Here is a 19663-nt window from a genome sequence, read left to right as displayed (position 1 = left end):
CGGTGGCCCACCCTGTCGGCAGAGCGGAAGCTACCCGGGTCCACGCCCCCGGCGCACCACCCCACGCTGATCGGCTACACCACGCCAAGGGACGCGATCTCGATGGGTGTACGTGGGGACGGTGTGGGCCGCGGGTCGTAGATAGACGGCGTCTTCGGGGTGGTGGTGCAGGCTGATGAGCGCCCAGGCTGTGGGGTAGGGCAGTCCCGGGCCGTGTTGGGCCATCAGGCGGTGGGCTTGCCACTGGCGGGCCGGGGCGAGCAGCCAGCGCGCGGTATATGTCTGCATTCGGACATCTCCCGGAAGTCGGTTCTAGGCTGGATGGGCTGCGTCCCCGGGTCCGGGAGGCGCTTGGTGGAGCCACTGCTCAGCTCCTTCGTTCAGGTTCGCCTTTCCCAGTGCCTGCAGGGTGCTGCTGAGGGCGCGGATGAACATCTCCCGCTGTTGGGGGCTGTGCAGTTCTGCCGTGAGATGGTCGATGAAGCGGATCGCTCTGCTGTGCAGCTCGTCGCGGGCGTCGTCGACAGGTGGCTTCAGGTCCTTCAACGCCGTTGAAAAGGTGTCGAGTTCGTTCAGTCGGTCCGGTCGGTTGACGATCCACCACACGACGCGCCGGTCGCTGTCCGCGAGGGTCCGCTGGAGTGCGGCGAGGTCCCGTTGGGCGTCCATCCGTCGCAGGTCGCCGGCTCTTTCGGCCTGCAGGTGTTCTCTGGCGCAGGCCAAGTCTTCGGGTGAGACGTCCAGTGCCACGTGGCCGCAGACGTTCAGGCCGTTGCCGGAGTGTGTCCAGGTGCCCGTTTTGGCGTTGACGGCGTCCTGGGCGGCGTCCAGGTCTAGGACCGAGAAGTGGCGCAGGGTTCGTCGGGCGGTCTCGCGCAGATGGTGGCGGGCTGCGGCGGCCAGGTGCCCGTTCGGGTCGGTACCGCCGCCCTGGTGCTGCCACTTGGGGGTCAGTTGCACGGTGAAGTGGAGGCTGGGAACACGGCTGGGAAGGCGGTCCGGACGGGTCCTGGTGCCGTCGGCGGCCGGGAGGTCCGAGGTTGGTGCCGCCTTGCGCGCGCGGAGTCGGCCCAGGCCCTTCACTTAGGTGTCCGCGGGGTCTTCTGAGGGCGGGTCCTCCTGCGCGGTGTCGCTCTGCTCATGTTGCGGGACGGCTTCAGCCGGTTCCTGGTCCTGCGATCCTTCGGGCATGCGGTAGAGCAGGCGGGCAAGAGCCAGCTCGCGCACGGTTTCGCCGCTGGGGGTGGTGGCGCCGCGGAGGAGCATTCCGGCCACGTCTGTTTCGCCGAGTCGCTCTCGCACGATGGCCGCTGCGATGTCGACCCGGTCCTCCTGCGGAATGTCGGGGACATCGAGCCAGGCCGCCAGCGAGGCCATCGCCCCCGCGCTGCTCGGTGCGTGGCGCCGTGCCGCATGCCAACCGCGCGCGAACAGGTGCATCGCTTCCGAACTGGTCCCTTCCCGTGCCAGTTCCGCGGCCAGGAGGCCTCCGACGGAGTCCAGCGCGGTGAGATCGACCAGGGCGAGGAACGCGATCGCGCCGGCGTTGCTGTTCTGCTCGTCAGTGCTCTCGGCCCAGGCGAGGACCTCGGCAAGGACCAGCAGGCACTGCTGCGGTCGGGCTGCCAGCGACCGCAGCGCGGTGGCGACCGCCTCGCCACCGCGGCCGTCCGTGCGGGCGGCCAGCAGCCGCAGCCGAGTCAGGGCTATCCGCGGGTAGCGCTGGCCCAGCGGGCCGCCGCACACTTCGGCCACGGCGCGGGCCCGGTCCTCGCTGGTCCCCTTCTGGCGCGCCCAGTCGTACAGGTTCTTGCGGACCGCGATTCCCAGTGTGGGATCCAGTGCGAGGGTTCCCAGCATGCTGACGGCGAACCTGTGGTGGGATCTGCCCTGGTCGGTCCAGTCGGTGAGGACCTCCAGCACCTGGCTGCCGCCGCTTGCCACAGCCAGTCGGGTGAGGGCGTGGGCGATGCGCTCCAGATGGTTCGCCGCGGCGCCCTGGGCGCTGCTGATGTCCGATGCCCAGCCAAGGAGCACCGACCGCAACTGGGGGCGCTGCTCCCAGACGTATTCGAGGACTGCGACGTCCACTCCGCGGCGCTTGCTGTCGAGCGAGACGCGGTCGCCGTCGCGTGAGGCGTCTATACGGGCCAGGCGCCGGTCCAGGTCGCGTCCGGCCAGTGCCCCTCCCGTGGGCAGGGAGCCGCCTACCGCCGTGAACAGGCTGTCGGCCGCATCCATGATCACGGCTGCGGGGGCGCCGTCCAGCAGTGCCGCGGCGATCAGCAGGGTTCGGTCGGCGAGGTCGCCGGGGTGCTCACTGGTGGCGAACCATTTCGAGAGGTGGTTCCACCAGTCCTGGAACTCGTCGGCCGCGGCTCGTCGGCCCTGCTGGTCGTCGGTGGCCTGGCTGATGGCCTGTGCCAGGCGCGCTCCCTCGCCGGGGGTCGCCCGTGGACCGAGGACGTCGGCCAGGGGGTGCTCGTTGAGCCAGCCAACGCGTTCGTCGGTGAGGACCCGCAGATGGCTGGTGGCCACGGCCACGGCGCTGGGCACGGGGACCGCAAGGGCCGGGACCCTGGTGCGGCCGTTCGGGTGCCAGGTTCCCGCGGTGGCGAGTACGACCAGGAAGGTCTCCTGCCCCAGGACCGCGTGCTGGTAGCCGGCCAGCCCCGTGTAGAACTCGTCACCCAGGTCCTGATAGGCCGTCAGGTCCAGGATGTAGCCGTCTCCGGGCAGGTGCGGGATCTGTTCGACCCGAGGGGTGTCCCAGTCCTGTTCCAGTGCGTGGATGCGTTTGGGTTCGAGTCCCAGTTTCGTCAGGATCCGCAGCGCCGCGGTGCGGCGTCCGCTGCCGGCGTCTCCGAGGAGGACCACGATGTTGGCGCGGCTGATCGAAGGCTGGAGTGCGGCGAGGGCCCCGGCGACCGCGTCCCGGTGCCCGGGGTCGGGACCCACGTAGGCGAGGTCGGCCAGGCGGATTTCCGCGGGGTCGATCGGGACGGCTGCCAGTGGCAGCCGCGCGACGGTGACGCTTCGGTCCTCGTAGTCGCCGGCCACCTGCACCACGTAGGCGTTTCCGGAGGCGCGCGTGGTCTGACGGACGGCGAATGGTGCGCTGGCGGTGCCGCGCCGTCGCTGGCGGACGGAGAAGATCGGGCCTGCGCCGGTGTCGGTCACTTCGGCTCCCGGCGGGTGATGTTCTGGTCCCGGCCGATCTGGATGATCCGCGCGTGTCCGCCGGCCTTGGCGTTCTGGTCGACCCGCGATACTGGCGTTTCAGCCGGATGCTCCTGTTCCCACTGCCGGACCATCTCGATCAGGATCCTTGCGGACTCCGCGTCCAGTTCAGCCGCATCCTGCAGCCGGCCGGCCCAGCGGGTCTCCAGCGCCTGGGCCAGTTCTTCGCGCTCCAGTCCCGATGCCGCGATCAAGGCGTCATGGTCCCGGTCCAGCCGCTCCAGGTGGACGGCCTCGGAGTCCGGCCGGTCCCTGCTGAGCCAGCGCGCGAACCGGGCCCGCGTGGCAGCCCAGAGGTCCGTGGTCATCGCGGTGACGAGTGCCCTGCCGCCGATGGCACTGACCGCCGCCAGATCGTTGGAGAAGTCCATGGCAATCCCCCCAGGAGAGCTGTCCGTGAACGGACTTCCCATTGGAGCGCACCCGCCCGCGCAGTGACAGGACGATTGCACAGCGTGACTCGATTCCGCTCGAGGCGGCCTGAATGCGACGAAACAGCCCGGCGGCACGCGGCAACCGACGAGGACTGCTCAATCCAACGGGGCTGTCTCCGTGGCGGTGCGGGGGCCGCGCGCCCGCCTGGCCCTGCCCCATCTCATGCGGGCGCCCCCTGAATGTCGGCCAACTCACCCGCCCGGCGCGGGCGCGCAAGCTGCTCACGTGGGAGCCACCGCACCGAATCCGGGCTGCACGTGCCGCGGCGGGACGCAAGAAGGCGCGGTCTCGCGGGCATGGGGGCCAGCAGCAGTTGCCCCAGGGGGTGGCCGCGGCTTCGGGTGCCCGAGTGGTCGCAGTCGCGTGGCAGATGGCCGACCAGGGGTGCGTACCGAATGTGGCACATGTCGGTACGGCTGCGCAGCAGTGCGTCTGCGGCCGTCACGAAATCGGTGTCCGGGTCCTGATCCCGACGCCGGGTGGTACCGGCGCGACAGCAAGCACAAGGACCCCCTCGCCATGGACACCCTGGTCGCATTCGGCGCAGTGTCCGCTCCGGCTGCATCCAAGCCCACAACCACTTGCACGAGGGGCCCGAGCAAGGGCAGGACGGGCAAGAAGCCGGCCACGAAACGCGAGGCCGCGGCGGTCGTGCGCAAGGCGCTGTTCGGATACGACGCCAGCCTGATCATCGCGCGCGATCCCCGTCACGACGGCGCCCCACTGCCCAACGCCTCGGCCAACCCCGATGTCATCCCGGCCCTGTTCCTGGCCATGTCGATAGAGAAGCCCAGCGTCACTCCCGGCTTGGTCGCGCTGGAAGCCCTCTGCCGCGTCGACCCCCGCTTCCCACGCGCCAAACTCGCCGGCGACCGGGCCTGCAACGACCAGAAGCCGGAGAACTTCCAACTCCCGATCCGGGCCCTGGGCTACGACCCGGTCTACGACTATGCCAAGGACAACCTGGGACTGCAGGGCGGCGTCGAGGGGGCGATCCTCGTCGAGGGCACCTGGTACTGCCCCAGCATGCCGAAGCCCCTCATCTCGGCCACCGCGGACCTCATCGCCGAGATCATCGACAAGGAGACCTGGGTCAAGCGCATCGCGGCCAGGACCGCCTACCGCCTCATGCCCAAGGAACTGCCCGACGCCGAAGGCCACCAGCGGATGATGTGCCCCGCCGAGGCAGGCCGTGCGCAGTGCCCGCTCAAGCCCCACACCATGGGCCGCGGCATTCACCTCCCGCTGGTCGACCCCGAGCCCATCCCGACCGGGGTCCGCAAGATCTGCAGGCAGCGATCCATCACCGTCCCCCCGGAATCCGGAGCCAACCTCTGGCAGCCGCTCGAATACGGCGGCATCGACTGGCAGCGGGTCTACTTCCGCCTTCGCAATTCCATCGAGGGAGGCAACGGCCACGCGAAGGACCTGTTGAACGAGGACATCGAGTCGGCCGGCACCCGCCGCATTCGCGGGATAGCCGCCCAAGGCATACTACTCGCGTTCCAACTGGCACACGCCAACCTGCGCAAACTCGCCAACTGGGCAGCTGCGGTGGCCCTGAACGACGAACGCCCCCACCAGCGCCCATCGCGCCACCGCCAGACCAAGGACCTCGGCAGCTGGACCCCACCGGATACCTCGACAAACCCGCACCGGCACCGAAAGCGTCCGAGACCTGACGCACCACGCAGAGGGTGAGTGTCCAGACAACCAACTGATCCACATCGATTGCCAGCATCCTCCCAAGCCGCTGGCAATCATGCGTTCTGGAACTCAATAGGGGTGGGCCGACGGCCCACTCACTGCAGCAACGGCGGGAATGGCGGAACCCGGTGTTCCGCACCGAGTTCCGTCGGTGCGGAACACCGGGTTCCGTTGGTGTTCCTCTGTCTGTGTCCGAGGGGGGACTTGAACCCCCACGCCCCGAAGGGCACTAGCACCTCAAGCTAGCGCGTCTGCCATTCCGCCACCCGGACCGGGTGGTCAGCGCGCCGTTGCCGTCGCGGTGACAGGGGAAACAATACCAAGAAAACAGGGTGCTTCTGACCGCCGTACTCCCCGGGCCGGGCGGCTCTGCGACGGGCTGTGCGGCGGGCAGCGGTGCGGCCGGTGGCGTCGGGATGTGACGTGAAGAGACAGCGATTCGGTCGGAGCCAATCATGCCAGGGCGATAAAACGACAGTTTCCCCATAGAGCCCGACGCGGTCCGCTCCCAGGCTGTCTCATATCGGATGAGCCGATCGGCCAGCGCAGAGGATGGCGGCACAGAGATGCATGTCCGAGGAGACGTCCCTCCCGACCCCGGAATCGGCGATCCCGGCCTGGCCGGGTTCGGCGGCTCCGGCCCCGGCCCCGGATCGGCGCCCGACATCCTCGGGGTGCAGGGTGTCTGGCGGTTCGCCGCCCCCGCCGTGGACGTCTCCGTTCCGCAGGCCAGGCACGCCGTCCGGGACCTGCTGACGGCGCAGGGGCTGGGGGACCCGCTGCACGACGAGTTGCTGCAGGGGATCCTGCTGATCATCTCCGAGCTGGTCACCAACGCCGTCAAGCACGCCGCGCTGCTCTCACCGCAGATCGTGGTGGAGGTCGTGATCGGCTCCGGATGGGTGCGGCTGTCGGTCGAGGACAGCCACCCCTACCGGCCCAAGGCGCTGCAGAACGACTTCGGCCGCACCGGCGGTCGCGGGCTGCTGCTGGTGAAGGCGATCACCACGGAGGCCGGCGGGGTCTGCGACGTGGAGCGGACCGCGGACGGCGGCAAGGTGGTCTGGGCCTCCCTGCCACTGCCCGCCGGCCGGCCCTAGCCGACTACCGCCCCGTCCGACTGCGGTCCTAGGCCACCGTCCGCCACCAGTGGTCCAGCTTCGGCGGCCGGGCCACCTCGACCCGCTCGCCGGGCATCGGCACCGCCACCCGCACCCCGCGCTCGTCGGCGTCCGCGCAGAGCCGCTCGACCGGTTCAGACCAGGGGTGCAGTCCGAGCACGAAGGTGCACCAGTGCACCGGCACCAGCAGCCCTGACCCGGCGTCACCACTGCCGCGGTTGACGTCCAGATGGGTGCTGACGCCCTCCTCCGGGGTCATGTGCACCGAGCGCCAGTGGTCGCTGTAGGCGCCGATCTGAACCAGCGACACATCGAACGGGCCGTACTTCTCACCGGTCTCGGCGAAGCCATCGAAGTACCCGGTGTCGCCGCTGTAGAAGGCGCGCTGCTCGGCGCCGATGAAGGCCCAGGAGCTCCACAGCGTGCCGTCGTTGGAGAAACCGCGGCCGGAGAAGTGCTGGGCCGAGGTGGAGACGACCCGGACGCCGCCGAGGTCCACCTCCTCCTCCCAGTCCAGCTCGTCGAAGCGCTCGGGCCCGACGCCCCAGCGCTCCAGGTGCGCACCCACCCCGAGCGGCACCACGAAGCGCAGCTCGGGCAGGGTACGGGCGAGCTCGCGGACGCTGCGCATGTCCAGGTGGTCGTAGTGGTCGTGGGAGATCACCACCGCGTCCACCCGGGGCAGGTCGCCCAGCGCGACCGGCGGTTCGTGCATCCGGCGCGGTCCCACCGACGGGGACGGGGAGCAGCGCTCGCTCCACACCGGGTCGAGCAGGATCCGCTTGCCCTCGATCTCCAGCAGTGCGGTGGAGTGCCCGAGCCAGCTGACGGCCAGCTGCCCGTCCGACTCCCCCTTCGGGATGTCGTCGCGGACCAGCGGGATCGGACCGGACGGGCGCCTGGTGTCCCGCTCCTCGCCGAAGAACATCTCCTTGAAGATCTTCCGGCCCTCGGCGGCGTCCGGCCCACCGGACAGCTCCGCCTCGTGGACGTTGTGGAAGACCCCGTCCCGATAGCGCGGTGACAGGCGCATCCGGTCTCCGCGCGCGCCCTTGGTCGGATCACCGCCGAAGGCGGCCGGCATGTCGCGCGCGGCCCAGGCGAGCGCCCCGACCGCACCGAGTGCGACCGCTCCCAGCGCGGCACCCGCCGTTCGCTTCCGCGTCCGCCCCATGAATCTGCCGCCTCTCCTGCGTCCTGCGCGTTCTTCCTGCGCGGCGGCCGGCACCCGGCCCCGCTGTCGGGCAAACGGTCGCGCGGTAGCGAAGGTTCCGGCCTGCCGACCGGGCCGCTTCCGCCGCTCCCACCCCGCCCTGCTCAGGAGGTAGTGCCCCGGAGGTCGCGCTCAGGAGGTCGTGCTCACGACGTCGTGCTCAGGAAGTCGTCCAGCACCGCTGCCCCAAAGACCAGGGCGTCGGCCGGCACCCGCTCGTCGACGCCGTGGAACAGTCCCTGGAAGTCGAAGCCCGGCGGCAGCCGCAGCGGCGAGAAGCCGTAGGCCTGCACACCCAGCTCGGAGAACTGCTTGGCGTCGGTGCCGCCGGTCATCGAGAAGGGGACGACGTCCGCGCCCGGGTCGTGGGCCTGCAGGGCCGCCGCCATGGCCGCGAAGACCGGGACGTCGACCGGCGCGGTGAGCGCGGGCGACTGCTGCCGGTAGCTCCACTCGACGTCGGGGCCGGTGAGCTCGTCCAGCGCGGCCTCGAACTCGGCGGCCAGGCCCGGTCCCGGCAGGGTGCGCCCGTCGACCTCGCCCTCGGCCAGGCCGGGGATGACATTGGTCTTGTAGCCGGCCCGCAGCACGGTGGGATTGGCGCTGTTGCGCAGCGTGCCGGCCACCAGCCGCGCCGCGGCCGGGTCGAGCCGGGCCACGTAGGCGTCCACGTCGAACCCCGGGTCGTCCAGCTCCCGCTCGGTCAGCGGTACCCCGGTGGCCGCGCCGAGGGCCAGCAGCGAGGCGCGCACGGTCGGGGTGATCCGGGCCGGCCAGCGGTACGAGCCGATCCGGGCCATGGCGGCGGAGAGCCTGGTCACGGCGTTGGCCGGGTTGGGCTTGGAGCCGTGCCCGGCGGTTCCGCGTGCGGTGAGCCGCAGCCAGCCGGTGCCGCGCTCCCCCGCGGCGACCGGGTAGAACCGCTGCCCGGCCGCGGTATGCACGGTGTAGCCGCCGGACTCGCCGATCGCCTCGGTACAGCCCTCGAACAGGTCGGCATGCTGCTTGACCAGCCAGTCCGCGCCCGCCTCGGCGCTGTCCTCCTCGTCGGCGGTGAAGCAGAGCACCACGTCCCGCCGCGGGCCCCGTCCCTCGCGCCCCCAGGCGCGGGCGACCGCGAGCATCATCGCGTCCATCCCCTTCATGTCCAGGGCGCCGCGGCCCCAGACCACGCCGTCGCGGATCTCGCCGCTGAACGGGGGGACGGTCCAGTCGGCCGCCTCGGCCGGGACGACGTCCAGGTGGCCGTGGACCAGCAGCGCGGGCAGGCCGGGCTCGCTGCCGCGGATCCGGGTGACCACGTTGGCCCGTCCCGGCGCGGACTCCAGCACCACCGGCGACAGCCCGGCCTCGGCCAGCCGCTCGGCGGCGTACTCGGCGGCGGGGCGCTCGCGGCAGTCGCCGCCGCCCCGGTTGGTGGTGTCGATGCGGATCAGCTCGGAGGTGAAGCGCACCGCCTCCTCGCCGCGCAGGACCGAGTTCGTCGAGGCCGAGGCCGCAGCGGCCGAGGTCGCAGCGGCCGAGGCGCTGCCTGCGCCGGTGGACGCCGCGCCGGTTCCGGTGGATGTCGTCGTCTCCATGCCCAGATCATGCCGCACTCGGTCAGGTTCGATCACAGTCGTTCAGCGCGCGTCGCCCCGATAGGATCTGCACCTGATGACTGCCACCCTCGTCGCCAAAGACCTCACCGCCGGACACGGTGACCGTGTCCTCTTCTCCGACCTCGACCTGGTCGTCGCCCCCGGCGACGTCATCGGCCTGGTCGGCTTGAACGGAGCCGGCAAGTCCACGCTGCTGCGGATGCTCGCCGGCCTGGACGCACCCGAGTCGGGCACGCTACGGCTCAGCCCGCCGACCGCGACCGTCGGCCACCTGCCGCAGGAGCCGGAGCGGCGCCCCGGCGAGTCGGTCCGTGACTTCCTGGGCCGCCGCACCGGCGTCACCGCCGCCCAGGCCGCCCTGGACGAGGCCACCCAGGGCCTGGTGGACGGGACCCCCGGCGCCGACGACGCCTACGCCACCGCGCTGGACCGCTGGCTCGGCCTGGGCGGCGCGGACCTGGACGAGCGCGCCGAGGAGGTCGCCGCCGACCTGGGCCTGACCGTCGGCCTCGACCTGGCGATGACCGCCCTGTCCGGCGGCCAAGCCGCCCGGGCCGGGCTGGCCTCGCTGCTGCTCAGCCGCTATGACGTGTTCCTGCTCGACGAGCCCACCAACGACCTGGACCTGGACGGCCTGGAGCGGCTGGAGTCCTTCGTGGCGGGCCTCCGTGCCGGCACCGTACTGATCAGCCACGACCGCGAGTTCCTGACCCGTACCGTCACCCGGGTGCTGGAGTTGGACCTGGCCCAGCAGCAGGTCAACCACTTCGGCGGCGGCTACGCCGCCTACCTGGAGGAGCGCGAGCGGGCCCGCCGCCACGCCCGCGCCGAGTTCGAGGAGTACGCCGACACCGTCTCCTCGCTGGAGGCGCGCGCCCGTACCCAGCGCGCCTGGATGGAGAAGGGCGTCAAGAACGCCCGCCGCAAGTCGCCCGACAACGACAAGATCGGCAAGGCGTTCCGCACCGAGTCGACCGAGAAGCAGGCCGCCAAGGCCCGGCAGACGCAGCGGCTGATCGAGCGGCTGGACGTGGTCGACGAGCCGCGCAAGGAGTGGGAGCTGCGGATGGAGATCGCCGCGGCCCCCCGCTCGGGCGCGGTGGTGGCCACCCTGCGCCAGGCCCGGGTCCAGCGCGGCGAGTTCGTCCTCGGCCCGGTGGACCTGCAGATCGACTGGGCCGACCGGGTCGCCATCACCGGCGCCAACGGCTCGGGCAAGTCCACCCTGCTGGCCGCACTGCTGGGACGGCTGCCGCTGGACTCCGGCCAGGCCTCGCTCGGCCCCGGGGTGGTGGTCGGTGAGGTCGACCAGGCTCGCGGGTTGTTCCTCGGCGAGCAGCCGCTGCTGGAGGCCTTCGGGGCGGCCGTGCCCGATCTGCCGCCCGCCGAAGTCCGCACCCTGCTGGCCAAGTTCGGGCTGCGCGCCGCGCATGTGCTGCGCCCGGCGGCGACCCTCTCCCCCGGCGAGCGCACCCGGGCGGCGCTGGCACTGCTCCAGGGCCGGGGCGTGAACCTGCTGGTGCTGGACGAGCCGACGAACCATCTGGACCTGGCCGCCATCGAGCAGTTGGAGTCGGCGCTCGCCTCCTACACCGGAACCCTGCTGCTGGTGACGCACGACCGGCGGATGCTGGAGGCGGTCGAGACGACCCGGCGGATCGTGGTCGAGGCCGGGCGGGTCAGCGAGAGCTGACCCGCCCGGCTCCGGGGCCAGAAACCGGTCCGACGTACCGTCAGCCCTCCTTGGGCGGAAGGTACTTGTAGCCGACCCGGCGGACCGTCACGATCCGCTGGCGGTAGCCGGCCCCCAACTTGCGGCGCAGCCTGGCGATGTGGACGTCCACGGTACGGCCGTCGCCGATGTGGCCGTAGCCCCAGACCACGGTGACCAGGTGGTCCCGGGTGTGCACCCGGTGCGGGTTGGCGGTGAGGTGGGTGAGCAGCTCGAACTCCAGGTAGGTGAGCTCCAGCGGCTCGCCGTCGATGTGGGCGATGCGCCGGTCCGCGTCCAGGTGCAGCCCCCGGGCCGGCACCGGCTGCGGTGCGGGCAGGGCCGACTCCGGCGTCGGCGCCGGCTGCTGGACCGGTGCGGACTGCTGGACGGGCACCGACTGCTGGGCCGCTCGCAGCCGGGTCACCGGCGCGACCGGGGCGGCCGCCTCGACGGCAGCGGCCCGGACGGCGTCCGGCACGGACTCGGCCGGGACCAGGACCAGGTAGCCGACCATCGGGGTGTCGCCGCCGGTGAGCGCCTCGATCCCGGCCAGGGCCGGCAGCGCCGTCTGCGGCCAGGGCGCGACGACGGCGCCCTCGGGAAGCCGGAACACCCCGGCGACCTGGGCGGTGGCGGGTACCGGGCCTGGGGCGGGGATCACCGAGGTGACCGTGCGGAGGTGCGGGGTGGCCAGCGGGGAGACGTTCGACATGAGAGGACTCGCTTTCGCGCAAGCAGGGAGGGACAGCGACATGGGCGGTCGTCTGCGCGCGATGGTTCGTCCGCTTACCGGAGGGTGGGGCCGACGGCCCCGGGGCACCGCCGTTGTCGGCAGTGCCAGTTGTGCCGGATCAGTCGTGCCTGATCAGCAACCCTCGGTCTCGATGCGGACCTGCGCGCCGGTCGAACGGCGACAGGTCTCGTCGAAGTGGAACGGCTGCCGGGACGGCCAGAACGGCTCGAGGTCGAGGGCATGACGCCTCGGCCCCCCGCTCCGGGCTGCGTCCTGTGCATACGGCTCCATGGGCACCATTCAACCAGACGCCGCGACCGGCTGGACAGCACCTCCCCCATACCCACGCCGCCCATTCGGCCTCCCTTCCCCGTTCCTTTGACTTCCCTTCTTTCTGACGGTCTGTTAGAAAATGCTGCGGATGACCGCGAGGGGCCCTCCGCGACCAGCCGCCGAGGAGCCGCACCGTGACCCAAGCCCAGGTCCCCGACACCGCCGCCCCAGACCCCGAGCCACCCGCAGCTCGCCTGGAAGGGGCCTCCCGCCTGCGCATCTTCGCCGTCATCGGCGTCGTCGTGCTCTTCGCCGAGATAGCCGCGCTGCAGTACACGATGGTCGCCTCGGCCGCCCGGGACATCGCCCCGACCTTCCCGGGGGTGGGGGCCAACATCAGCTGGATGGTGATCATCTTCGGCCTGGTCGGCGGAGCCACCACCCCGATCTTCGGCAAGATGTCCGACCTGTGGGGCAAGCGCCGGATGATGCTGATCTCCGGAGCCTCCTTCGCGGTGGGCACCCTGATCTGCGCCCTCACCGGCTCCTGGGCACTGTTCCTGGTCGGCCGCGGCCTGGAGGCGGTGGCCATCAGCGCGCCCACCGTGGCCTACGGGCTGTTCCGAGACATCCTGCCGCGCCGCTACATCCCGGCCTCGATCGGCGTGATCGCCACCGGACTGGGGATGTCCGCACTGGTCGCGCCGCTGCTGGGCGGCTGGCTGCTGGACAACTACTCCTGGCGCTCGCTGTTCTGGTTCCTGCTGATCTTCGTCGCCGTGGTCGTCCCGCTACTGGTGCTGGTCGTCCCGGAGACCCCGCTCCGCACCCACCAGCGGCTCGACCTGGGCGGCGCGGTGCTGCTCGCGGTCGGCGTCGGACTGGTGCTGCTCTACCTGTCCAACGGCGCGACCTGGGGCTGGGGCCGTCCGACCGCCTGGGGCTGGCTGGCCGGCGGCATCGCGCTGCTGCTCGCCTTCGTGGCGGTGGAGAAGCGCAGCGCCCAGCCGATCATGGACCTGGAGCTGCTGTTCTCCCCGAAAGTCCTCATGGTGCTGCTGGCCGCCCTGCTCGGCAGCATGGTGATCGGCATCCAGGGCTACTCGATCCCCTACATGCTGCAGACCCCCGACAAGGCGCACCTCACCCAGATGGTCACCGCGCAGGTGGTCGCCGCCTCGCACGGCCAGCTCACCCCGGCGCTGGTGCCGATGGTCCACCTCAGCTTCAACGGGCTGATGGCCTACGGTCTCGGCGCGACCCTGCTCGGCTACGGACTGCACTCGGCGGTCTTCTCCGGCGGCACCGGGATGCTGGCCGGCGGCGGGGCCGGCGAATGGGCGCGCAAGGTCGGACCTCGCTACCCCCTGATCGTGGCGATGGCCACCTTCACCCTGTCCTGCCTGCTCTACGCCTTCTTCTCGCACTCGGCCTGGCAGTACGCGGTGATCGCGGTGGTCTTCGGCCTCGGCTTCGGCTCCTTCTACGCCGCCGCGCCCAACCTGATCGTCGAAGCCGTCCCGGCCCGGCAGCAGGGCATCAGCGCCGGCATGCTGGGCGTGGTCAACAGCCTGGCCACCTCGGTGGGCACGGCCGTACTGACCGCCTTCCTGGCCGCCAACCCGGCGAAGTTCAAGGTCACCATCCCCGGGGTGCCCGCCTCCCTGACCGGCGGGTACAACACCCTTCCCCAGCTCTACACCGACAACGGCTACCGCGACGGGCTGCTGTTCGCGGCGGGCGCCGGAGTGGTCGGCCTGGTGGTGGCCGTCCTCATGCGGCACGGACGCCGTCCCGCCACCGGCGGTGAGGCCAGCGGCTGACCCCGATCGGCCGTAGCACTACAGCGGTCAACCGACCTTGATCAGACTGCCCTGCGGGTCGATCCGGTCCGCACTGTCGTCGTCGAACCACAGCCCGCCGGTGGCGAGGTACCGGAACCGGTGCTCCCCCGGCGGGAAGGTCAGCGTGACCGTCCTGGTCCCGTTGCGGCGACGAACCAGTTCGGCCGCGCCGGGCTGCCATCCGTTGAAGTCTCCCACCACACTCACCGTCCCGTTCGGCTCCTCCGAGCCCAGCCGGAACGTCACCCTGGTCCGTCCACCGAACAGACGGGTACGTGTCAACAACGCCGCTCACTCCTTCCCTGATGCCGCCCATGCACCCCGGCAGTCCAACCCCGCCCGAGGCGTCAGACGACAGCATGGCCGAAAGCCCGGCCGGGACGGAAGAGCCGCCCGGCGCTCGGCGCGTGATTGACAGCTAATCAGCTCCAATTGGTCAAGTCCCGGCGCCGCTCGGGGCAGCGGCCAGGTCAGTCGGCCGGGGCACTCGAACAGAACAGTCGGGCAGGACAGTCGGGCAGGACCTCAGGGCAGCACCGCGATGCCCTCCAACTCGACCAGCGCCTCGGTGTCCCACAGTCGCACGACGCCGACCAGCGCCATCGCCGGGTAGTCCCGTCCGGCATGGTCGCGCCAGATCCGGCCGATCTCGGCAGCCCGGGACCGGTAGTCCTCCGGGTCGGTCGCATAGACGGTCATCCTGGCCAAGTGCTCCGGGCCGCCGCCGGCCGCGGCCAGCGCGGCCAGCAGATTGGCCAGCGCCCGGTCGAACTGCGCGACCACGTCGCCGGCCGCGACCACCGCTCCCTCGGCGTCCAGCGCGGTCTGGCCGGCCAGGAACACCAGGGTGCCGCCGGTCGCCGTGACCGCGTGGCTGAAGCCGGTCGGCGGGGCCAGCTCGGGCGGGTTGATCCGACGCAGCGTCACGACTGGACTCCTCCTCCGTCGACGGTGAGGCCCTGACCGTTCAGGGCCTCCTGCTCCACCAGCAGCCGGACCACCGCGGCCACCTCGTCCGGGCGGACCAGCCGCCCGATCGGCTGCATCCGGGCCAGTGCGTCCCGGGCCTGCTCCTCGGTCCGGCCGGTACGGGCAACGATCGCGGCCACGGTCGCGTCGGTCATCGGGGTGTCCACATATCCGGGACAGACCGCGTTGACGGTCACCCCGCTCCCCGCCAACTCGGCCGCGGCCGACCGCACCAGGCCCAGCACGCCGTGCTTGGCGGCGGTGTAGGCGGAGACGTAGGGCTGGCCGACCTTGGCCGCGACCGAGGCAATCACCACGATCCGACCCCACCCCGCAGCGCGCATCGGCGGCAGCGCGCGGCGCAGGCAGCGGAAGGGCGCCGTCAGGTTGACGGCGAGCTGCTCCTCCCAGATCGCGTCGGTGGTCCGCTCCAACGGAGCGGAGGCGCCCACACCGGCCGCGGCGACCAGGATCTCGGCCGGACCCCACTCCCGCTCGACCCGGGCGAAGAGCGCGTCCACCTGGTCCGGACGGGTCAGGTCGGCCGGGACGGCGAGGACCGGGCCGGGCAGCGCGACGGCCGCGGAGCGCAGCGCGGCGGGATCGCGGGCGGCCAGCACCACCCGGTGCCCAGCCGCCGACAGGTCCGCCGCCACGGCGAAGCCGATGCCCCGGCTGCCCCCGGTGACCACGCAGATTCGGCCCACGCCGGGCACGGCGGCGGCACCGGTCCCACCGGCGGCGGCACCGGCCGCGGCGCTCACTTGTACAGCTCCCGGGCGATGATGCTGAGCTGCACCTCCGAGGCGCCCTCGTAGATCCGCGGGGCGCGGACCTCGCGGTAGAGGTGTTCCAGCAGATGGCCCCGGCGCAGCGCGCGGGCACCGTGGATCTGCACCGCGGAGTCGACCACGTACTGGGCGGTCTCGGTGGCGAAGAGCTTGGCCATGGCGGCGCGTGCGGTGGGCCCGTGCAGCCCTGTCGCCGCGTCACCGACCGTACCGGGTACGCCGGTTGCACCGGTTGTGCCAGTCGCACCGGCCGCGTCGTAGGCCGCAGCGGCTGCGTGTACCAGCAGCCGGGCCGCCTCGATCCGGGTCGCCATCTCGGCGAGGCGGTGCCCGACCGACTGCAGTTCGCGCAGCGGGGCGCCGAAGGCGCGGCGCTCGGCCGCATGCTCGGTGGCGGCGTCCAGCGCGGCCTGGGCCATCCCCACAGCGAAGGCGCCGACGCTGGGGCGGAACAGGTCCAGGGTCTGCATCGCCACCCGGAAGCCCCGGTCCGGCTCGCCCAGGACGTCCTCGGCGCCTACCGGCACGCCCTCGAACCTCAGGCTGCCGATGGCGTGCGGGGACAGCATCTCCAGCGGCTCGCCCGACAGCCCTGGCCGGTCGGCGGGGACCAGGAACGCGGTCACGCCGCGGGCCCCCGCGTCGGGCGTGGTCCGGGCGAAGACCGTGTAGAAGTCCGCGTCGGGGGCGTTGGAGATCCAGGTCTTCTCGCCGACCAGCCGCCAGCCGCCGTCCGGCTGCGGCTCGGCCGCCAGCTCCAGCGCCGCGGCGTCCGATCCGGCGTTCGGCTCGGACAGGGCGAACGCGGCCACCGCCCGGCCCGCCGCGACCTCCGGCAGCCAGGCCGCCGTCTGCGCCGCGGTGCCGCTCTGCAGCACCGGATACGCTCCCAGCCCCTGCAGGGCCAGCGCCGTCTCCGCCTCGGTGCAGACCTGCGCCAGCGACTCCCGCAGCAGGCACAGGTCCAGCGCCGCGGCCTGCCGGGCCCCGGGACCGCCGGAAGCGCCCGGACTGCCGGGGCTCCCGGCGCTCCCACTCCCGGAGCTCTCAGCACTCCCGGGGAAGAGCCGCGCCAGCAGCCCCAGCCGTCCCAGCTCCGCCAGCAGCGGCCGGTTCACCCGCCCCTCCGGGGCCGCCGGCACCAGCGGCAGCAGGCGCGTCGAGGCGAGGGTCCTGACCTCGGCGCAGAACGCCCGCTGGTCCTCGTCGAGCATGAACGCCGTCATCGCGGCTCCTTTCGCCTCCCCCATTCATATCGCGGATGGTTGACTGCCGTCACCAACGCGCTAGCCTGAATCCGGATCCTTCCGGTTCGGCCACGCTGAGGGGGTACTCGGGTTCGCCGAGCGGGTTCGGTTCCGGTGACGCCCACCCCCTCTGCGGTTCGCAGGGGTACGGACGTCGCGCCCCGGAGAATTGGAGTACCCGCCATGCACCTGCTCCCCTCCGCCCACGTCGACGGCTTCACGCGCGACCGGCTGCCACCCGCCGACCAGTGGCCCGAACTCCGCTTCACGCTGCCCGAACTGCACTACCCGGACCGGCTCAACTGCGGTGCCGAACTGCTGGACCGCACCATCGACGCCCTCGGCGCGGACCGCCCCTGCCTGCGCACCGAGGACGGCGGCTGCTGGAGCTACGGCGAACTGCGCGACCGGGTCGACCGGATCGCCCGAGCGCTGGTCGAGGACCTCGGCGTGCGCCCGGGCAACCGGGTGCTGCTGCGCGGCAGCACCACGCCCTGGCTGGTGGCCTGCTGGCTCGCGGTGATGAAGGCGGGCGCGGTGGCCGTGACCGTACTGGCCGCACAGCGCCGCTCCGAACTGGCCGCCATGGTCGACATCGCCCAGGTGCAGCACGCGCTGTGCGACAACCGGGCGCTGGACGAGCTGCTGCAGGTCGACGCACCGCAGCTGCGGGTCACCGGCTTCGACGAGCTGCGCGCCCTGGCCGCCAAGCAGACCGGCGCCGCCTTCCCCGCGGTGGCCACCTCCGCCGACGACGTGGCGCTGATCGCCTTCACCTCCGGCACCACCGGCCGTCCCAAGGGCTGCCTGCACTTCCACCGGGACGTGCTCGCCATCGCGGACACCTTCTCCCGCCACGTCCTGCGCCCCACCCCGGACGACGTCTTCGCCGGCACGCCGCCGCTGGGCTTCACCTTCGGCCTGGGCGGTCTGGTGGTCTTCCCGCTGCGGGCCGGCGCCTCCAGCCTGCTGCTGGAACAGCCCACCCCGGCCACCCTGCCGGCCGCGATCGAACGCCACCGGGTCAGCGTGCTGTTCACCGCGCCCACCGCCTACCGGGTGCTGCTGGACTACCTCGACGGGAACGACCTGACCTCGCTGCGCCGCTGCGTCTCGGCGGGCGAGAACCTGCCGGCCGCCACCTGGCAGGCCTGGTACGACCGCACCGGCCTGCCGCTGATCAACGGCATCGGCGCCACCGAGATGCTGCACATCTTCATCTCCGCCGCCGACGCCGACGCCCGACCCGGCGTCACCGGCCTGCCGGTGCCCGGCTTCCGGGCCCGGGTGGTGGACGACCGGGGCGCCGAGGTCCCGGACGGCACACCCGGGCTGCTGGCCGTGCAGGGGCCCACCGGCTGCCGCTACCTGGACGACCCGCGCCAGCGCCAGTACGTCCGCGACGGCTGGAACCTCACCGGCGACACCTATGTCCGCGACCCCGACGGCCGGTTCCGCTACCAGGCCCGCGCCGACGACATGATCATCTCTTCCGGCTACAACATCGCCGGCCCCGAGGTCGAGGACGCGCTGCTGCGCCACCCCGACGTCAGCGAGGCCGCGGTCATCGGCGTCGCCGACCCCCGGCGCGGACAGATCGTCAAGGCCTTCGTGGTGCTCACCGACGGTGTGCCGGCGGACGAGAGCACCGCCAAGGCGCTGCAGGACTTCGTCAAGGCGACCATCAGCGCCTACAAGTACCCACGGGCCCTCGAGTTCCGCAGTTCGCTGCCGCGCACGCCCACGGGGAAGCTCCAGCGCTTCAAGCTGCGGACTCCGAACCCCGAACCAACCCTAGAGTGATCGTATGACCGAAGCCGCCACCGCAGCCCCGCCCGCCGCAGCCCCCGCCGCCGCGCCCGCCCTGGGCGGCGACACCCCCGGCTCGCTGCTGGTCACCTTCTTCGGCGCGCACGGGCGCGAGCTGGGCGGCTGGATCGCCGTCGGCGACCTGATCCGGCTGATGGGGACAGCCGGCCTGGAGGAGCAGCCGGTACGCTCCGCGGTCTCCCGGCTCAAGCGGCGCGGGTTCCTGCTGGCGACCCCGCTGGGCGGCGTCGCCGGATACGCGCTGTCGGAGTCGGCCCGGCAGCTGCTCGCCGACGGCGACCGCCGGATCTACGCCCAGCGCACGCCGCGGCTGGCGGACGGCTGGGTACTGGCGCTGTTCTCCGTCCCGGAGAGCGAACGGGCCAAGCGCCACCTGCTCCGCTCCCGGCTGGCCCGGCTCGGCTACGGCACCGCGTCGCCGGGGGTCTGGCTGGCGCCCGCGCACCTGTACGAGGAGACCCGGCACGTACTGGAACGGCTCGGACTGACCGGGTACACCGACCTGTTCCGGGCCGAGCACCTGGCCTTCCAGGCCACCCCGGAGGCGGTCCGGCGCTGGTGGGACCTGCCCGCGCTGGCCCGCTGCCACGAGGAGTTCCTGGACCTGCACGAGCCGGTGCTGACCCGGTGGAACCGGCGCCGGAACCTGCCCGCCGAGGAGGCCTTCGCGGACCACCTGCGGGCGCTGGACAGCTGGCGCCGGCTGCCCTACCTGGACCCGGGGCTGCCGCCGGAGCTGCTGCCCGCCGACTGGCCGGGCGTCCGCGCGGCGCGGGTCTTCCACGACCTGGACACCCGGCTGGGCGAACCCGCCGCGGCGTACGTCCGCGAGATCGTGCAGGGCCGTTACTGAGGTTGTAGGCGTGGTGTCGTCATGGTGAGTCCGGTGCCGGCGAGGCATCCGTCGATGAGGTCGGGCCGGTACTGGACTTGGCGAAGGCCTCG

The 19663-nt window shown here is 72.1% G+C and carries 16 protein-coding genes and 1 tRNA gene; 6 read left to right on the top strand and 11 right to left on the bottom strand.

What is annotated here, in order from left to right; translation table 11 throughout:
• Nucleotides 1–312: 312 nt before the first annotated feature.
• From IF29_RS0140410 to IF29_RS44270, 3 genes are all read right to left on the bottom strand, one after another.
• A complete protein-coding gene (locus IF29_RS0140410) occupies nt 313–960 on the bottom strand; it encodes a hypothetical protein (protein ID WP_157624195.1) in 648 nt (215 codons plus the stop codon).
• A 123-nt stretch (nt 961–1083) separates the two neighbouring features.
• Nucleotides 1084–3180 carry a hypothetical protein gene (locus IF29_RS0140405; protein WP_051726674.1) on the bottom strand — a complete coding sequence of 699 codons (2097 nt, stop codon included), beginning with the start codon at nt 3178–3180 and terminating at the stop codon, nt 1084–1086.
• Entirely contained in the window at nt 3177–3611 is a 435-nt protein-coding gene (locus IF29_RS44270; protein ID WP_030267234.1) for a hypothetical protein, read from the bottom strand. The genes IF29_RS0140405 and IF29_RS44270 overlap by 4 nt, the downstream gene beginning before the upstream one ends.
• A 583-nt stretch (nt 3612–4194) precedes the next feature.
• On the opposite strand from IF29_RS44270, the gene IF29_RS0140395 reads away from it, so the two are divergent.
• Nucleotides 4195–5376 (top strand): hypothetical protein, encoded by a 1182-nt coding sequence (locus IF29_RS0140395; protein WP_157624194.1) that lies wholly within the window; start codon nt 4195–4197, stop codon nt 5374–5376.
• Between the two features lie 195 nt (nt 5377–5571).
• Here IF29_RS0140395 and IF29_RS0140390 read toward each other — a convergent pair.
• Nucleotides 5572–5654: transfer RNA gene (locus IF29_RS0140390), tRNA-Leu, on the bottom strand.
• A 294-nt stretch (nt 5655–5948) separates the two neighbouring features.
• Between IF29_RS0140390 and IF29_RS0140385 the strand changes: the two genes are divergently transcribed.
• Nucleotides 5949–6482: an ATP-binding protein gene (locus IF29_RS0140385; protein ID WP_084715545.1), complete on the top strand. Its 534-nt coding sequence runs from the start codon at nt 5949–5951 to the stop codon at nt 6480–6482.
• Nucleotides 6483–6510: 28 nt separating this feature from the next.
• On the opposite strand, the gene IF29_RS0140380 is transcribed toward IF29_RS0140385, so the two are convergent.
• Both IF29_RS0140380 and IF29_RS0140375 read right to left on the bottom strand, forming a co-directional pair.
• Nucleotides 6511–7677 (bottom strand): MBL fold metallo-hydrolase, encoded by a 1167-nt coding sequence (locus tag IF29_RS0140380; RefSeq protein ID WP_030267228.1) that lies wholly within the window; start codon nt 7675–7677, stop codon nt 6511–6513.
• Nucleotides 7678–7862: 185 nt separating this feature from the next.
• Nucleotides 7863–9296: a M20/M25/M40 family metallo-hydrolase gene (locus IF29_RS0140375; protein ID WP_084715544.1), complete on the bottom strand. Its 1434-nt coding sequence runs from the start codon at nt 9294–9296 to the stop codon at nt 7863–7865.
• Nucleotides 9297–9372: 76 nt separating this feature from the next.
• Here IF29_RS0140375 and IF29_RS0140370 point away from each other — a divergent pair, with 76 nt between their 5' ends.
• Nucleotides 9373–11010, top strand: coding sequence for an ABC-F family ATP-binding cassette domain-containing protein (locus tag IF29_RS0140370; RefSeq protein WP_030267224.1), 1638 nt, complete (start codon nt 9373–9375; stop codon nt 11008–11010).
• A 40-nt stretch (nt 11011–11050) separates the two neighbouring features.
• On the opposite strand, the gene IF29_RS0140365 is transcribed toward IF29_RS0140370, so the two are convergent.
• Nucleotides 11051–11743 carry a winged helix-turn-helix domain-containing protein gene (locus IF29_RS0140365; RefSeq protein ID WP_232242893.1) on the bottom strand — a complete coding sequence of 231 codons (693 nt, stop codon included), beginning with the start codon at nt 11741–11743 and terminating at the stop codon, nt 11051–11053.
• 488 nt (nt 11744–12231) lie between these two features.
• Between IF29_RS0140365 and IF29_RS0140355 the strand changes: the two genes are divergently transcribed.
• On the top strand, nt 12232–13860 hold the full coding sequence (locus IF29_RS0140355) for an MFS transporter (RefSeq protein ID WP_051726671.1): 1629 nt from the start codon (nt 12232–12234) through the stop codon (nt 13858–13860).
• Nucleotides 13861–13887: 27 nt separating this feature from the next.
• Here IF29_RS0140355 and IF29_RS0140350 read toward each other — a convergent pair whose 3' ends face one another.
• The 4 genes from IF29_RS0140350 to IF29_RS0140335 all read right to left on the bottom strand — a co-directional run bounded on the left by IF29_RS0140350 (nt 13888) and on the right by IF29_RS0140335 (nt 16867).
• Nucleotides 13888–14163 (bottom strand): isoamylase early set domain-containing protein, encoded by a 276-nt coding sequence (locus tag IF29_RS0140350; protein ID WP_332262576.1) that lies wholly within the window; start codon nt 14161–14163, stop codon nt 13888–13890.
• A 243-nt stretch (nt 14164–14406) separates the two neighbouring features.
• A complete protein-coding gene (locus IF29_RS0140345) occupies nt 14407–14808 on the bottom strand; it encodes a RidA family protein (protein ID WP_030267212.1) in 402 nt (133 codons plus the stop codon).
• Nucleotides 14805–15614 (bottom strand): SDR family NAD(P)-dependent oxidoreductase, encoded by an 810-nt coding sequence (locus IF29_RS0140340; RefSeq protein ID WP_232242888.1) that lies wholly within the window; start codon nt 15612–15614, stop codon nt 14805–14807. Before IF29_RS0140340 ends, IF29_RS0140345 begins: the two co-directional genes overlap by 4 nt.
• Nucleotides 15611–16867 (bottom strand): acyl-CoA dehydrogenase family protein, encoded by a 1257-nt coding sequence (locus tag IF29_RS0140335; protein ID WP_030267207.1) that lies wholly within the window; start codon nt 16865–16867, stop codon nt 15611–15613. The genes IF29_RS0140340 and IF29_RS0140335 overlap by 4 nt, the downstream gene beginning before the upstream one ends.
• 204 nt (nt 16868–17071) lie before the next feature.
• Here IF29_RS0140335 and IF29_RS0140330 point away from each other — a divergent pair, with 204 nt between their 5' ends.
• Both IF29_RS0140330 and IF29_RS0140325 read left to right on the top strand, forming a co-directional pair.
• Nucleotides 17072–18691, top strand: coding sequence for an AMP-binding protein (locus IF29_RS0140330; RefSeq protein WP_030267205.1), 1620 nt, complete (start codon nt 17072–17074; stop codon nt 18689–18691).
• Nucleotides 18692–18695: 4 nt separating this feature from the next.
• Nucleotides 18696–19571 carry a PaaX family transcriptional regulator gene (locus IF29_RS0140325; protein ID WP_084715543.1) on the top strand — a complete coding sequence of 292 codons (876 nt, stop codon included), beginning with the start codon at nt 18696–18698 and terminating at the stop codon, nt 19569–19571.
• Nucleotides 19572–19663 lie beyond the last annotated feature (92 nt).

The sequence above is a fragment of the Streptacidiphilus jeojiense genome (assembly GCF_000719095.1).
In the GTDB taxonomy this organism is placed as follows: domain Bacteria; phylum Actinomycetota; class Actinomycetes; order Streptomycetales; family Streptomycetaceae; genus Streptacidiphilus; species Streptacidiphilus jeojiensis.
Note: the sequence above shows the minus strand (reverse complement) of the source record. Positions and strands in the feature narration are given on the sequence as shown.